Below are 15,423 nucleotides of genomic sequence, written 5' to 3' on the forward strand. Positions count from 1 at the left end.
ATCACACCACTGTTTCATACCTCTTACTCATCCATACGAGGCACGCCGACATGGACGTGAGCGTTTTTGGCACTGGCTACGTAGGACTGGTACAAGCGGCAGCGCTTGCCGACGTTGGCCACCGGGTCCTGTGCGTGGACGTGGATGCCCACAAGATCAACCAACTGCGCCAGGGCGTCCCGCCGATCAGCGAGCCGGGCCTGTCGGGCCTGCTGGAAGACAACATCAAGGAAGATCGCCTGCTGTTCAGTACCCAGGCCAGCGATGCGGTCAGCCATGCCGAACTGATCTTCATCGCCGTCGGCACCCCACCTGACGAGGACGGCTCGGCCGACCTGAGCCATGTGCTCGACGTCACCCGGAAGATTGCCGAGCTGATGGAGAACGACCGTACCCTGATCGTCAAATCCACGGTGCCGGTCGGCACTGCCGACCAGGTCGAGGCCCTTGCCCGCGCCGAACTGCAGCGCCTGGGCAAGGGCAAGTTGCAGGTGCGCGTGGTGTCCAACCCCGAATTCCTCAAGGAAGGCAGCGCCCTGGCCGACTGCATGCGCCCCGACCGGATCATCGTCGGCACCCATGACCAGGTCGCCCACGACCAGCTTGCCGAACTCTACGCGCCCTTCTGCCGCAACCACGAAAAGCTGATGTTCATGGACAACCGCAGCGCCGAGCTGACCAAGTACGCCGCCAACGCCATGCTCGCCACGCGTATCAGCTTCATGAACGAACTGGCCAACCTCAGCGAGCACCTGGGTGCCGACATCGAGGCGGTGCGCCGCGGCATCGGGTCGGACCCACGCATCGGCTACCACTTCATCTACCCCGGCTGCGGTTTTGGCGGTTCATGCTTCCCCAAGGACATCAAGGCCCTGCTGCACACCGCCGAACACAGCGGCATGCCCCTGCGCCTGCTGCAGAGCGTCAACGAAGTCAACGACCGGCAGCGGCGCATCCTGTTCGCCAAGCTCCAGCAGCGCCTGGGCGGGCTGCGCGGTAAGTCCATCGCCCTGTGGGGCCTGGCCTTCAAGCCCAACACCGACGACATGCGCGAAGCACCGAGCCGCTACCTGATGGAAGCGCTGTGGGACGAAGGCGCCACCGTGCGGGCCTATGATCCCGAGGCGATGGACGAATGCCGGCGCCTGTACGGCTACCGCGACGACCTGCAACTGTGCGCCACCCGCGACGACACCCTGCAGGACGCCGACGCCCTGGTGATCTGCACCGAGTGGAAGAACTTCCGCGTGGTGGATTTCTCGCTGCTGGCCAGCAAGCTGCGCGCCCGGGTGATCATCGACGGCCGCAACCTGTACAACCCCGAGCAGGTCGCCGCCCACGGCCTGCACTACAGCGGCATCGGCCTGCGCCAGGTCGCACCCGACCAGAATGCCCCGCAGGTCGGCGCGCCATGAAAGTGCTGGTCACCGGCGCCGCCGGTTTCATCGGTGCCCACACCTGCCTGCGCCTGCTGTGCGACGGCCATGAGGTGCTGGGCCTGGACAACTTCAACGACTATTACGATCCGTCGCTCAAGCATGCCCGCGTGCACTGGGTGCGCCAGAGCGTCGGTGACTTTCCGCTGCACCGCCTGGACCTTGCCGACCGCGACGCCATGGCCCGGCTGTTCGCCAAGGAGCGCCCCGAGGTGGTGGTGCACCTGGCAGCGCAAGCGGGTGTGCGCTACTCGCTGCAGAATCCCCAGGCCTACCTGGACAGCAACCTGGCGGGTTTCCTGAACATTCTCGAAGGCTGCCGGCGACACCCGGTGCAGCACCTGCTGTATGCCTCGTCCAGCTCGGTGTATGGCGCCAACCAGCGCACGCCGTACCGGGTGCAGGATGCAGTCGATCATCCGCTGTCGTTGTATGCCGCCACCAAGAAGGCCAATGAGGCCATGGCGCACAGCTACAGCCATCTGTTCGGCATCCCCTGCAGTGGCCTGCGCTTCTTTACCGTATATGGCCCCTGGGGCCGCCCGGACATGTCGCCGATGCAGTTCGCCCGCGCCATCAGCGAAGGCCGGCCGATCCAGTTGTTCAACCATGGTCGGCACCAGCGCGACTTCACCTACATCGACGACATCGTTGAAAGCCTGGTGCGGCTGCTGCCCTACCCGCCTCGCGCCGATGCGCAGTGGGACGCCTTCAGCCCCGATGCGGCCAGCAGCGCAGCGCCTTGGCGCCTGTTCAACATCGGCGGCCAACGCCCGGTGGAACTGCTCGACTACCTGGCCCTGCTGGAAAAACACCTCGGGCGCGATGCGGTGATCGAGTTGCTGCCCCTGCAGCCGGGCGATGTGCTGGCCACCTGTGCCGATGCCAGCGCCCTGGCCCGGGTCACCGGCTTTACCCCAACGATTTCCCTGGATGAAGGGCTCGGGCGATTCGTCGCCTGGTTCAAGCACTACTACTCGCCCGCCACAGACGGCGAACCTGCAGGCGAGCAGTCGAAACAACGGAGGGTGATATGACAGGACAACCGAAAAGCGCCCAGCTACAGGCGCTGTACCAGGACAAACGCATGGACCCGGCGCACCGCCAGCGCATCGATGCCGCCATCCACATGCAAGGCCGCGGCTGGATGACCGGCCGGGTCGGTGGGCGCCCCTGGACCTTGTCGCGCACCAACCGCGCGCTGTCATGTCTGGCGGCGCTGACCCTGCTGTTGCTGCTGTCCCCGGTGTTCCTGGTGCTGGCAGTGATGATCAAGCAGTCCAGCCCGGGCCCGGTGTTCTTCGTGCAGAAACGCACCGGCTACCGCGGCCGCCTGTTCGGCATGTTCAAGTTCCGCACCATGGTCGCCAACGCCGAGGCGCTGAAGGACTCGGTACGCCACCTGAACAAGCACGGCGCCGACTCCATCGATTTCAAGATCGACAAAGACCCGCGCATCACCTCGGTGGGCAGTTGGCTGCGGCGCAGCAGCCTGGACGAGCTGCCCAACCTGATCAACGTCGTCACCGGCGACATGCGCCTGGTCGGCCCGCGCCCTACCTCGTTCAACGCCTACCGCTACAAGGACAACCACCTGGCACGGTTGTCGATCTACCCCGGCATGACCGGCCTCTGGCAGATCTCCGGACGCAGCAACATCGATTTTGACCAACGCGTAGAGCTTGACCTCAGCTACATCAACGAACAGAGCCTGCTGCTGGATCTGAAAATCCTGCTCAAGACCCCGTTCAAGGTTTTCACTGGCCACGGAGCAAGTTGAGATGGACGGTTCCACTTCTAGAAGCCTGAGTATCGCCAACCCGAGCGAGACCAACCTGACCGCCACTGTCCTCGACCTCGACCAGCGCACCCTGCTGCTGACCGCGGCCAACACCGGAACCGGCACCAGCACCAGCACCCTGGCCTTCGCCAGCCAGCTGGCGCTGATGAGCGCAGGTGCGGTGCTGCTGATCGACGGCAGTTCCAGCAGCAACGGCCTGAGCCAGCAACTGGGGCTGCACAAGCTGCGCGGCTACACCGACCTGTTGTTCGACGAGGACACCCCACCGCTGGCGCAGGACTGCGTGGTGCACCTGTCCGACCAGCCATTCGACGTGCTGCCGATGGGCACCTGGAAGCGCGGCCGCGACCGCCTCGACCCCGAGCGCCTGCGCATCCTGCTGCGCCAGTTCGCCGCCCACTACCGCTTCGTGGTGATCGACGGCGAGGCCATCTACGCCAGCGCCGACAGCCTGGTGATCGGCACCCTGGTCGATGGCGTGATCCTGGTGGTGCGCGCCGAGGAAACCCGCAAAGAGGTGGCCCAGGCCGCAGTCCAGCGCCTCGAGCAAGCCGGCGCGCGGCTGATCGGCAGCGTGTTCAACAAGCGCAAGTACTACATGCCCAAGTGGCTGTACGACAACCTGTGAGAGGACGCACGCCATGATCGCCATGAGATACCCCTCGATTGCCCTGTGCGTGCTCGCCCTGGCCGGTTGCGCCAGCCAGGAAAGCCGCGAAATGCCGGTGCAGATCCTCACCGCGCCGCCGGCCGAGAGCCAGGCCACCGAAGTCGCCCGCCGCGAGCAGGTGCTGCGGCCACAGGACGTGCTGGAAGTGATCTTCCACGTCAGCAACCGCTCTGCCGGGGTGTACCGCATCCAGTCCGGTGACACCCTGGACCTCAACTTCATGGCCGCCAGCGGCCTGAACGGCCAGCAACTGGTGCAGCCCGATGGCAGCATCACCCTGCCATCCACCAACGCGTCGGTGCGCGTCGAGGGCCTGACCCCGAGCGAAGCGGAGAGCGCCATTCGCCAGGCCTACAACGACAAGCGCGTGTTCAAGCCCAACCGCGACCAGGTGACGGTGCGCGTGCTGAGCCCCATGACCGACGAGGTCAACCTGAAGAACGCCCTGAGCCACCCCGGCACCGGCATGAGCCGCGACATCACCGTGGGCAACGACGGCCGCGCGACCTTCCCGGAAATCGGCTCGGTGCCACTGCAGGGCATGACCGTCAACCAGTTGCGTGACTACCTCAACGAGCGCTACGCCAGCCTGCCCGGACGCATGAGCGTGGATGTGCTGCTCAAGTCCACTGCCGCCAACGAGATCTACGTGCTCGGCGAAGTCGGCCAGCCAGGCGCATTCCAGATCCGGCGTCCGGTGTCGGTGCTCGAGGCCCTGACCCTGGCCCGCGGCCCGACCCTGAAGGCCAAGCTCGGTTCGGTAGTGATCATGCGCCGCGAAGGCAACACCGTGCATGCGGTCAACTACGACGTCGACCAGGCCCTCTCCGGCGGTAGCCAGAAGCTCGCCTACCTGCAGCCCGAAGACATGCTGTACGTGCCCAAGACCAAGCTGGCCAGCGCTGCCGAGCTGTCCCGGCAACTGGCTGACGTGGTGCTGTTCCAGGGCTTTGGCTTCAGCTTCAGCTACCGCGTCGACAACAAAGAAAGCAACAACTGACCGGGGGACGGACCATGACCACGCAACCGAAAGAAAACTATGTGCATGAGTTCTTCCGCATCTTCTTCGCCAACCGCCAGTTGGTGAAAAGGGTGTTCCTGATCTTCGCGGTGATCGCGGTGATCCTGCCGCTGGTGCTCAAGCAGAGCTTCGACATCACCGCCGAAGTCATCGTGCAGTCCAAGAAGCTGTCGCAGAGTGACACCAGCTCCTCGCTGGCCCAGCAGGCGGACCAGTTCATCCCGCCATCGCTGGCCGACATGGAGACCGAGAGCAACATCCTGCGCTCGCCCACGCTGATCCGCCAGACCATCAGCCAGTTGCGTCAGGAAGGCCAGTACCAGGCCGAACCCGGCCTGCTGCGGCGCACCGTGATCGACCCGCTGCGCCATGGCATCGTCGATCCACTGCATCGCCTGCTGGGCAAGTCGGTGGCCGACGAGCGCGACACCCAGCTCGACGAGCTCACCGACCAGGCCGTCAAGGATCTCAAGATCGAGACCCTGCCCGGCTCCAACGTCATCTCGGTCACCTACAGCGCCGATGACGCGCGCCTCGGCACCCTGTTCGTCGCCCGCCTGCTGGACAACTTCCTGAAAAACCGCCAGGACCTGCAGTCCAACGAGCTGCCCGAGACCTTCTACGAGCAGAAGAAACTGCACTACCAGGCGCGTCTTGGAGACCTCGAGGGCCAACGCCTGGCCCTGCTGACGGCGATCGGCTCGTCCGATCCGAAAGAAGAGATCACCTTTCGCCTCAATGCGATCAACACCGAGGAACAGGCACTCAACCTGCAGCGCGACCGCAAGCTGGAGAACCAGCAGTGGCTCGACTACCTGCAGAGCAGCCTGGCGGCGGCGAGCAAGGCGAAGATGGCCGACTACGCCTTCCCCTACACCTTCACCACCACGGTCGACAACGTCGCCTTCGAAGACCGCGAGATCAAGCAACTGGGCGAGCAACTGACCACCCAGCTGGCACGCTACAACGGCGATGCCACGGTGTTCCAGCCCGGTGCCGAGCAGATGGTCATGGCGCGTCAGCAGATCGCCCAGCTGCGCGGTCAGTTCCTCAAGATCGTCGAGAACCGTATCCGCGAACGCCAGCAGGACCTGGCCGTGACCCAGCAGGTGATCGATCAGAAGACCCAACGCATCGATGAGTACAAGAACCGCATCACCGAGCTGCGCGAGACCCAGAGCAAGACCCGCCAGCTCGACACCGAGATCGATGCCCTGCACAAGGCCTTCTCCACCTATGCCCAGCGCTATGAAGAAAGCCGCGGCCAGGGCCTGCTCGATGGCAGTCAGTCCAACGCGCGGATCCTCAGCGCGCCCTACGAGCCGGCCACCGCGTCGTTCCCCAAACCTGGCCTGATCATCCCGTTCGGCCTGGTCACCGGCCTGCTGCTGGCGATCGCACTGGTCTACGTCAAGGAGTTCTTCGACCACCGCTTCAAGCACCCTGCACAGATCGGCCAGGAGCTGGGCTTGCCGGTGCTGCTGGTGATCAACGACCAGACCCCGGCTTTGCCCAACCCGCACAAGTCGTGGTCGTTGCCTCGCCTGATGCACTGGGTGCGCAATTGAACGCTGCAGCTCCCGCAACCGGCCGGTTGATCCTGCACCTGCTCAGCAGCGGCGGATTCTACGGCGCCGAGCGCATGCTCCTGGACCACTGCCAGGCAACCCCTGGCAGGCACCGGGTGCTGTTCCTCGACGCGCCGCAGGACCTGGTGACGCGCTTTCGCGAAGCCGGCATCGACTGCCAGAGCTGCCATGGCCTGGGCGCACTGCTCAGGCAAGTGGCGGCCCAGCGTGGCGAGCGGCCGTTGATCAACACCCACAACTTCAAGGGCATGGTCTTCGGCTGGTTGGCCGCGACCCTCTGGCACCTGCCACTGGTGAGCACCCAGCACGGCTTCACGCCGCGCAGCACCAAGCAGCGCTTCTACACCTGGCTGAGCCTGCAACTGTGCCGCACACCCACGGTGGCGACCGTGGTGTGCGTGGCCGAGAGCATTGCCCGCATCCATCGCGAGGCGGGAGTTCCAGCCAGCAAATTGCAGGTGATCCCCAACGGCCTGCCGGAGCCCGTGCCTGTGGGAGCGGGCTCGTCCCGCGATGGCAGCACCGCAGTGCAGGGCACCGGCTGCGCCGGTGATCCCGGCACAAGGCCGCTCCCACAGGGTTCGCTGGAGGCCGCAGTACCTCCTGTGGGAGCGGGCTCGTCCCGCGATGGCGGCGCCGCGGTGCACAGCCAGGAACTGCGCCAAGCCCCTTGGCTGGCAGGCTATGTCGGGCGGCTGTCCAGCGAAAAAGGCCCGGACCTGTTCCTCGACACCCTGATCCCGCTGTGCCAGCGCCATCCACGGTTGCACGCGGTGATGCTCGGCGACGGCCCCGAACGCGCCACGCTGCAGGCGCGTATCGAGGCGGCCGGCCTGGCCGAGCGCATCACGCTGCCGGGTTTCCAACGCGACATGCCAGCCTGGATGACCCGACTGGATGCCCTGGTGATCAGCTCGCGCACCGAAGGCACGCCAATGATTCTGCTCGAAGCCATGCAGGACGGCGTACCGGTGGTGGCCTTCGGCGTCGGCGGCATTCCCGACGTGATCGAACACGGGCGCAGCGGGCTGCTTGCCGCACCGCTGGCAGTCGATGAACTCGCTGCCCACCTGCAGGCGCTGCTGGACGATCCGCAACAGGCCGAAGAACTGGTTGCCCGCGCCCGCCAGACCCAGCGCGAACACTACCACCTGCCGACCCTGGCACAACGCTGGGCCCTGGTGTACCGGGGCACGGCCACGGAGGTTGTCGCATGATCATCCCCCTGTCGCTGGTGGGCCTGGTGGCCCTGCTGTCGCTGGGCTTGCTGGCCAGCCCCTACCCTTACCTGGCCCCTGGCGCCGTGGTCGGCCTGGCCGGTGCCCTGGTGCTGTACCGCAAGCCAGCCTGGGGCCTGCTGGCGATCGCCGCGCTGGTGCCGCTCGAAGGGCTGCTCAAGGACAGCATGGTCTCTGGCGCCAAGCTGATCGGTCTGGGCCTGGTGCTGATCCTCACCCTGCAACTGGCCGTGCGCCAGCTGCCTGCCGAGCGCCTGCGCAGCAATCAATGGCGATTGCTGATCCCGTTCATGGCCCTGTACCTGCTGAGCCTGTGGACCAGCGACAGCGTCGAGCTGTCCGTCGGCCACCTGCGCGAGCTGCTGGTCGGCCTGGTGGTGTTCGTCATCACCCTGCTGGTGGGGCGCGACCTCAACCTGCCGATGCTGGCCCGGCTGATCACCGTCAGCGTCTGCGTGACCTGCCTGTTCGCCATCTTCTCCAGCAAATACCAGGAGCAGGGTCGCGCTTCGGCCATGCTCGACCCTAATGCCTTCGCCCTCCTGATCACCATCGCCATGCCGCTGGGGCTGTGGCTGGCGATAAAGACCCGGCAGATTCCGCTCAAGCTGTTCTGGGCCGGCTGCTGCCTGTTGCTGCTGGTGGGCATGACCAAGACCGAGTCGCGCTCAGGCCTGGTGGTGCTGCTGATCAGCCTGGGCATCGTGCTGTACAACTACCGCGAGCAACTGGCACGCATCCGCCCGCGCCACCTGGGCTTCGCCATGCTCGGCCTGGCCATCGTCCTGCCGCTGGGCGCGGCGCTGATGCCGGCCGGCTATGCCGAGCGCATCCAGTCGCTGATGCTGCTCAAGTCCGGGGTCAATGCGCACCAGGACGAATCCCTGGGTCGGCGCGCCTCGTACCTGGTGGTGGGCAAGGAGATGATCAGCCACAGCCCGATGCTCGGCACCGGCCCCGGCACCTTCCCGCTGCACTACGCCGACACCGGTTTCTCCAAGGCCTTCGCGCCGGTCAACAGCAAGACCACCGACCTCTATCGCCGCGCCCACAACACCTACCTGGAGCTGTTCAGCGAAACCGGCGTACCGGCGGGGCTGGCCTTCGTCGGCATGATCGCCCTGGCCCTGCGCAACTTCTGGCGGGCCCGCGCGGCCTGGCGGGCCAACGGCGAGCACGACAACGCCGACCTGATGACCCACCTGACCATGAGCATGCTGGCCATCGGGCTGTTCCTGATGTTCCTCAGCGCCCCCAGCCACAAGTACCTGTGGATGATGCTGGCGCTGTCCAGCGTGCTGCTGCGCCAGGCCAGCGAGCCGCGCACCGCGGGGGCGACGCCATGAACCAGGTGAGCATCGTCATCCCCATGTTCAACGAAGCCCGCCATATCGGCCGCACCCTCGAAGCCGCGCGCAAGGCCGCCCACTGCGCGGGGCTGGGCTGTGAGCTGATCGTGGTCGACAACGGCTCCAGCGACGATGGCCCGGCCATCGCCCGCCAGCACGGCGCCCAGGTGCTGAGCCTGCCCGGTGTGGCCATCGGTGCGCTGCGCAACCAGGGCGCACAGGTCAGCCACGGTGAGTGGCTGGCGTTCCTGGATGCCGATATCGAGGTGCCCGACAACTGGCTCGACCTGCTGCTGGGCCTGCAGCGCCGAGGCGAAGGAGATGTCTTCGCCCTTGACTGCGACACCCCACGCCAGGCGCCCTGGTTCGCCCACGCCTGGCAACGCCGCACGCTGCGCGCCGGGCAGACGGTGCAGGACTGCACCTGGCTGCCCACGCCCAACCTGCTGATGCGCCGCACCTGGTTCGACCAGGTTGGCGGCTTCGACGAGCGCCTGCGCACCGGCGAAGACAAGGACTTCACCCTGCGCCTGCACGAAGCCGGCGCGCGTTTGCGCGTGCTGCGCCAGCCCGTGGTGCTGCACTGGGGCTTCGAGGGCAGCTGGGGCGAATGGCTGGGCAAGGAGATGTGGCGTCAGGGCAGCCACTTGCAACTGTTGCGCAGCCATGGCGTGAGCCTGCGCCTGCTGCGTTTCCCGCTGCTGTCGGTCGGAGCCTGGGTAGTCGACGCCATGGCGCTGTCGACGCTGCTCGAAGGTTTCCCCCATGTGGCCCTGGCGCTGCTGCTGATCAGCGCCCTGCCTGCCCTGGCGCTGAGCCTGCGCCAGAGCCTCAGGCACCGCGACCTGCTGCTGACCCTGCAGCTCTGGGGCCTGCACTGGCTGCGCCTGCACCTGGCTGGCGCTGCGTTCATCCTCAGCCTGTTCAACCGCACCGCAAGGAGGCCCGCTCGTGGCTGAGATCATCTTCTGGTTGTGCCTGCTGTTGCCGCTGTACGCCTGGGTCGGCTATCCGCTGCTGCTGACCCTGGCTGCGCCGTTCTTCCCTGTGCGCAGACCCGGCCCGCTGGCGCCGCAGCGGGTCAGCGTGGTGATCGCCGCGCACAACGAGGAGCGGCACATCGAGGCCAAGCTCGCCAGCGTGCTCGCCCAGGACTACCAGGCCGCCGAACTGCAGGTGGTGGTGGCCAGCGACGGCTCCAGCGACCGCACCGTGGCGCTGGCCCGCGCCGTGGACGATCCGCGGGTACAGGTGCTCGACCTGCCACGCCTGGGCAAGACCGGCGCGCTGAACACCGCGGTGAGCGTCTGCCGCGGCGATATCCTGGTGTTCACCGACGCCGACAACCAGTGGTCTGGCAACACCCTTGGCCTGCTGCTGGCGCCGTTCGCCGACAGCGATGTGGGGGGAACTGCCGGACACATGATCATCCCCGATCCAGGCAAGGGCCTGAGCCTGGGCGACAGCCTGTACCGCCACTATGAAGCCTGGGTGCGCAAGGTGGAAAACCGCACCGGCTGCATGGTCTCGGCCGACGGTGCCCTGCTCGCCCTGCGTCGCCCGCTGTACCAGGCGATTCCCAAACAGGTCAACGACGACTTCTACATCAGCACCTGCGCCCCGGCCGCCGGCCAGCGCATCGTCTACGTGCCAGAGGCGATCGTGCTCGACCAGGGGGTGGACGAGGCCGACAAGCAGTTCCGCCGTCGCCAACGCGTCACCGTCGGCGGCCTGCAGAGCCTGGCCGCGCGCAGCGAACTGCTCAACCCGGTACGCCACGGCCTGTACGCCATCGCCCTGATCAGCCACAAGCTGATCCGCCGCCTGGCACCGGTGCTGTTGCTGCCGCTGCTGCTGGCCAATCTCTGGCTGGTCGGTGAGTCGCACTTCTACTACCTGACCCTGGCCGCGCAACTGCTCGGCTATGCGGCGGCGATTGCCGGCCTGCTCGATGCCGGCCACCGCCTGCCCAGGCCGTTCCGCCTGGCCGCCTTCGTGCTGGTGACGCTGGCGGGCATGAGTGTCGGCCTGTGGCAATTCCTGCGCGGGCACAGCTACAGCCAATGGAACCCCGACCAGAATCGATGAGCGACGGACATGCCGATCAAGACGAAGATCAAACAGGCCAGTGGCTGGCTGTATTTCAAGTCGCCCAAGGGCCGCGCCGAATTGCGCGGCGCCGGGGTGATCCTCATGCTGCACCGGGTACTGGCCGATGATGCCAGCGCCGCCTTGGCGCACCGCAACGAGCTGTGTGTCGGGCCACGCGCCTTCGAAGGGCTGCTGCGCTGGCTGCCACGCCACTTCGACTGCGTCAGCCTCATGGACCTGCTCAAGGATCATGAGGCACCGCGCGGCAACCAGCGCCCCAAGGTCGCCCTGACGTTCGACGATGGCTGGCGCGACAACGCCAGCAACGCCTTCCCGCTGCTGCGCAAGCACCAGGTGCCGGCAAGCATCTTCCTGTCCACCGACTACATCGGCAGCCGCCAGCGCTTCTGGTGGGAAAGTGTCGGCGAGACCCTGTGGGGCAGCCACGGCGAGCCTGCACGGCACGGCCTCATCGAGTACCTGCGCAAGCTCGGCCGACCGCTGCCGGCCGCCTACTTCATGAACGACCGCTCGCAAGCGCGCAGCCAGGCCCTGGCGCACTACCTGCAGAGCCTCAAGAGCCTCAGCCCGCAAGCCCTGCAGCAACTGACCGACGCCTGCCCTGCCGAATCGCTGCCCCAGGCCATGGACTGGCAGCAAGTGCGTGAACTGGAGGACTCGGGCCTGGTGCGCTTCGGCCCGCACGGCGCCAGCCACGCCTTGTTGCCCTACCTCGACGACCGGCGCCTGGACGAGGAACTGCAACGCAGCCATGCCGCCCTGGCGCACGGCTGCCAGCAACCCCTGCCGGTGTACTGCTACCCCAATGGCGACCATGACGACCGCGTGCGCGCACGCGTGGCGGCGCACCGCTACCCCTTCGCCCTGAGCACGCGCGCCGGCATCTGCCAGGGGCATGACGATCCGCTGGCCCTGCCACGCATCGGCGTCAGCCAGCGCAATGCCAGCCGCCCGTCGCTGCTGGCCTGGCGCATCAGCCGCGGGGGCCGCTCATGAGCCGCAACCATTACCTGCGCCATCTGGCGCTGAGCATGGGCACCAAGCTTGCGATGATCGCCCTGCGCCTGCTGCGCAACGTACTGCTGGCGCGCATCCTCGGCCCCAGCGAGCGAGGGTTGTTCGCCCTGCTCAGCACCCTGCCCGACCTGATCAGCGCCGCCACCAGCGGCGGGTTGAACAGCGCCGTTGGCTACCAGGCGGCCAAGCAGCGCGACATGGGCCTGCTGCTGACCCAGGTGCTGGTCTACGGCTGCCTGCTGGCGGGGTTGTTGACGCTGGTCTGCGTGGTGCTGGTGCGCGCGTTCGGTGCCGACCTGGACATCACCCTGCAACTGGGCCTGCTGGCCTGGCTGTTGCTGCTGGCGGTGCCGATGACCGTGCTCAAGAGCGGCCTGCTGACACTGCACAACGCCAGCGGTGGCGTCGGCGCGTTCAACGCGCTGCGCCTGGTCGAATCGGCGGCACCGCTGCTGCTGTTTCTCGCGTTGTTCTGGATGTGGCGTGAGGAGGCGCTGGAGGCGGCATTGATCAGTTGGCTGCTGGGTATCGCCCTGGTGCTGCTGCTGGGCCTGTGGTGGCTGCGCCGCCAGCATCCGCTGGCCCTGCGCTGGGATCGCGGCGGTCAGCGCGAGCTGCTCAGCTACAGTGCCAAGAGCCACCCCGACCTGTTGTTCCAGCAAGTCATCCTGCGCTCGGACTACCTGTTCATCGGCGCGATGCTCGGCAGCACTGCGCTGGGGCACTACGCCATGGCCAGTGCGGCCGCCGAGCTGCTGCTGATCGTGCCGGAAGCGGTGACCACTCCGCTGATGAAGCGCCTGCTGCAACAGGACGCCGGCATGGAGAAACTCACCCCTCTGGCATTGCGCCTGACCGCCACGGTGATGCTCGGCGCCTGTCTGTGCATGGCGGTGATCGGCGACTGGCTGATCGTCACCCTGTTCGGCATGGCCTACCAACCGGCCTACCCGGCGCTGCTGGCCTTGCTGCCAGGGGTGCTGGGGCTGTGCTACGCCAGCATCCTGCGCCTGGACCTGCTGGGCAAGAACCGCCCCGGCACGGTCTCGCTGATGATGGGTGCCGGCGCCGCGCTGAACCTGGTGCTCAACGTGCTGCTGATTCCGACCTGGGGCATCGTCGGTGCCGCAGCGGCCTCGTCCATCGCTTATCTCGCGGTGACCCTCGCCATGTTGGTGCTGTACTGCCGCCTGAGTGGGGTGCCGGTACTGCACACCCTGATCATCCTGCCCAGCGACTTCGCGCCGCTGCGCCAGATGTTGCAGCGCAGGCCAGCATGAAGCGCTGCCTGCTGCTCTGTGCCCTGTGGGTGCCGCTGGCACCGGCGGCGAGCCTGCAATGGGGCGATCTCCGCGACGGCAGCCTGTACCTGCAACCCGCGCGCAACGATGAACTGCGCCTGCGCTGGCATCCGGCCTGGCAGGCCGACGCCAATGCCGAGCGCATCTACCTGCTCGACGGCCACGGCCAACTGCGCGGCGAGCGGGCGATCAAGGCCGAGGAGTTGCGCGGCGAGCAACGCTGGCCACTGACCGCCGACGCCGGCCCCTATCGCCTGGAGGTGCCTGGCTACAGCTTCCGTGGCTACCAGATCGAGCACAGCGACACCACACGCGCCCTGTTCGCTCCCGCCAAGGTGCACTTCAGCGCCGAGGTCGGGCCACGGGTCGAGCTGTATTTCCGCGTCAAGGCCGGTGAGCAGGCGACACTGGCCGGCAAGTTCCACGGCGGCGTACGCGGGCTCTCGGCGCAGCGCCTGAGCGACGGTCGGCAGATCGAAGTGGCGCTCAAGCCCTACCCCGCCTACTGGCGCTTCGACCAGCAGGCGCTGCCGGTCAGCCCCCGCGACGAAACCTGGCGCCTGCGCCTGCAAGGGCGCGGCAAGGCGGCATTCTGGCTCGATGGCAGCGCCAACCTGTTCGCCCAGCGCGCCGATCAACTGGGCGATGTCGCCAACCCTGCCGGGCAGGTGCGACTCAGGCTCCAGGCCAAGGTGCTGGGCCACACGCCGCTGCTGGGGGTCAATCTGCCCTACGTGCTGCCGCCACCGTCGAGCTTCGCCGCCCTGGATGCCCTGCGTCCGCAGGCGGCCGGCTACTACAGCTTCATGGACGTGCTCGCCCGCCAGCCCGGCTATGAAGACGCCTGGCGCCGCCTGTACCAGCAGCGCTTCGGCATCACCCAGGACATCACCCTGCTCGCCGGCACGGGTCGGCGCGCCGATCTAGCCGCCGACCGCACCAGCCACGACGGCCTCGATGCCTGGCTGGCCGGCACCGCGCGCCTGGGCGGCAAGGGCCTGCACTACCTGGCCTTTGCCGACGAGCCCAATCTCAATTACCGCAACTATGAAAGCTACCGCGACTTCTTCGCCGGCATGGCCCAGCGCGTAAGCGCCTGGCCGGGCGCCCGGGAGGCGGGCGTGCGGATCGCCATGCCCGCCTCGTCACGCCTGCTCGGCGGCCCCTTCACCCAGGGCAGCAAGGACCTGCGCGGTATCGACTGGGCCCGGCGCCTGCTGCAGGAGCACGGTGCGCAGATCGATGCCCTGGCCTGGCACGAATGGATGGTCCGCGACCTGCTCGCCACCCGCAGCTACCGCGACAGCGTGCGCCAGGCCGCGGCCTTGGTCGGCCTCGACAGCCAAGGCCGGCCGCGCAAGGCGCTGCTGCTCGACCAGACCAACCTGTCCAGCGGCTCCAGCCTCAGCCCCTATGACCAGAACACCCACTACGCGGGCCTGTGGTGGGCCTCGGTGGTGATCAACGCCTCCGCCGACGGCCTGTTGGACATGCTCAACTGGTTCCATGTCGCCGACGAGCCCGAATGGCCTAAGGGCATGATCCGCGTGCTGGGCGATGACCGTTTCGAGCTCAAGCCGGTGGGCCTTGCCCAGCAGTTCATCCAGCGCCACTGGCTGCGCCAGGTGCTGGCCCTGGACAACGACGCCTTCGAGGTCGACGTGCTGGCCATGGCCGACGGCCGTCAGCGCAGCCTGCTGGGGGTCAACAAGGCCGAGCGGGTGCAGCAGGTCGACCTGGCGCTGGGCGACTGCCCGGCCGGCCAGCTCGAACTGTTCGGCCCCGATAACCAGCCGCGCCCTGCCCGCTTCAGCTGCCAGCAGGGGCAGATTCGTTTTCAATTGCCAGGGCAGACCTTGTTTGCCCTGACCTGGAGTGCGTCATGAGAC

13 protein-coding genes are annotated in these 15,423 nt (G+C 67.0%); all 13 read left to right on the forward strand.

Annotated elements, in window-relative coordinates; genetic code table 11:
- Positions 1-50 precede the first annotated feature (50 nt).
- Positions 51-1,415, forward strand: a complete 1,365-nt coding sequence (locus HU748_RS20815; RefSeq protein WP_186721754.1) for a UDP-glucose/GDP-mannose dehydrogenase family protein — start codon at positions 51-53, stop codon at positions 1,413-1,415.
- Positions 1,412-2,473, forward strand: a complete 1,062-nt coding sequence (locus HU748_RS20820; protein WP_186721756.1) for an NAD-dependent epimerase — start codon at positions 1,412-1,414, stop codon at positions 2,471-2,473. The genes HU748_RS20815 and HU748_RS20820 overlap by 4 nt, the downstream gene beginning before the upstream one ends.
- Complete coding sequence (locus HU748_RS20825) at positions 2,470-3,216, forward strand: sugar transferase (protein WP_186709615.1); 747 nt, start codon at positions 2,470-2,472, stop codon at positions 3,214-3,216. Before HU748_RS20820 ends, HU748_RS20825 begins: the two co-directional genes overlap by 4 nt.
- Position 3,217: 1 nt before the next feature.
- Complete coding sequence (locus HU748_RS20830; protein WP_186721757.1) at positions 3,218-3,865, forward strand: CpsD/CapB family tyrosine-protein kinase; 648 nt, start codon at positions 3,218-3,220, stop codon at positions 3,863-3,865.
- 22 nt (positions 3,866-3,887) lie between these two features.
- Entirely contained in the window at positions 3,888-4,907 is a 1,020-nt protein-coding gene (locus tag HU748_RS20835; protein WP_186709649.1) for a polysaccharide biosynthesis/export family protein, read from the forward strand.
- A 14-nt stretch (positions 4,908-4,921) separates the two neighbouring features.
- Positions 4,922-6,496 carry a Wzz/FepE/Etk N-terminal domain-containing protein gene (locus HU748_RS20840; RefSeq protein WP_186665325.1) on the forward strand — a complete coding sequence of 525 codons (1,575 nt, stop codon included), beginning with the start codon at positions 4,922-4,924 and terminating at the stop codon, positions 6,494-6,496.
- A 74-nt stretch (positions 6,497-6,570) separates the two neighbouring features.
- Positions 6,571-7,734, forward strand: a complete 1,164-nt coding sequence (locus tag HU748_RS26515; protein WP_238343428.1) for a glycosyltransferase family 4 protein — start codon at positions 6,571-6,573, stop codon at positions 7,732-7,734.
- A complete protein-coding gene (locus HU748_RS20855) occupies positions 7,731-9,101 on the forward strand; it encodes an O-antigen ligase family protein (RefSeq protein ID WP_186709611.1) in 1,371 nt (456 codons plus the stop codon). The genes HU748_RS26515 and HU748_RS20855 overlap by 4 nt, the downstream gene beginning before the upstream one ends.
- Positions 9,098-10,063, forward strand: a complete 966-nt coding sequence (locus HU748_RS20860) for a glycosyltransferase (RefSeq protein WP_186721759.1) — start codon at positions 9,098-9,100, stop codon at positions 10,061-10,063. The genes HU748_RS20855 and HU748_RS20860 overlap by 4 nt, the downstream gene beginning before the upstream one ends.
- Positions 10,056-11,192, forward strand: a complete 1,137-nt coding sequence (locus HU748_RS20865) for a glycosyltransferase (protein ID WP_186721761.1) — start codon at positions 10,056-10,058, stop codon at positions 11,190-11,192. Before HU748_RS20860 ends, HU748_RS20865 begins: the two co-directional genes overlap by 8 nt.
- Before the next feature lie 9 nt (positions 11,193-11,201).
- On the forward strand, positions 11,202-12,212 hold the full coding sequence (locus HU748_RS20870; RefSeq protein ID WP_186721763.1) for a polysaccharide deacetylase family protein: 1,011 nt from the start codon (positions 11,202-11,204) through the stop codon (positions 12,210-12,212).
- Positions 12,209-13,513 (forward strand): oligosaccharide flippase family protein, encoded by a 1,305-nt coding sequence (locus HU748_RS20875; RefSeq protein WP_186721766.1) that lies wholly within the window; start codon positions 12,209-12,211, stop codon positions 13,511-13,513. Before HU748_RS20870 ends, HU748_RS20875 begins: the two co-directional genes overlap by 4 nt.
- Complete coding sequence (locus tag HU748_RS20880) at positions 13,510-15,420, forward strand: hypothetical protein (RefSeq protein WP_186721768.1); 1,911 nt, start codon at positions 13,510-13,512, stop codon at positions 15,418-15,420. Before HU748_RS20875 ends, HU748_RS20880 begins: the two co-directional genes overlap by 4 nt.
- The last annotated feature ends 3 nt before the right edge of the window (positions 15,421-15,423 follow it).

Source organism: Pseudomonas sp. RW3S2, from assembly GCF_014268955.1.
Taxonomy (GTDB): domain Bacteria; phylum Pseudomonadota; class Gammaproteobacteria; order Pseudomonadales; family Pseudomonadaceae; genus Aquipseudomonas; species Aquipseudomonas wayambapalatensis.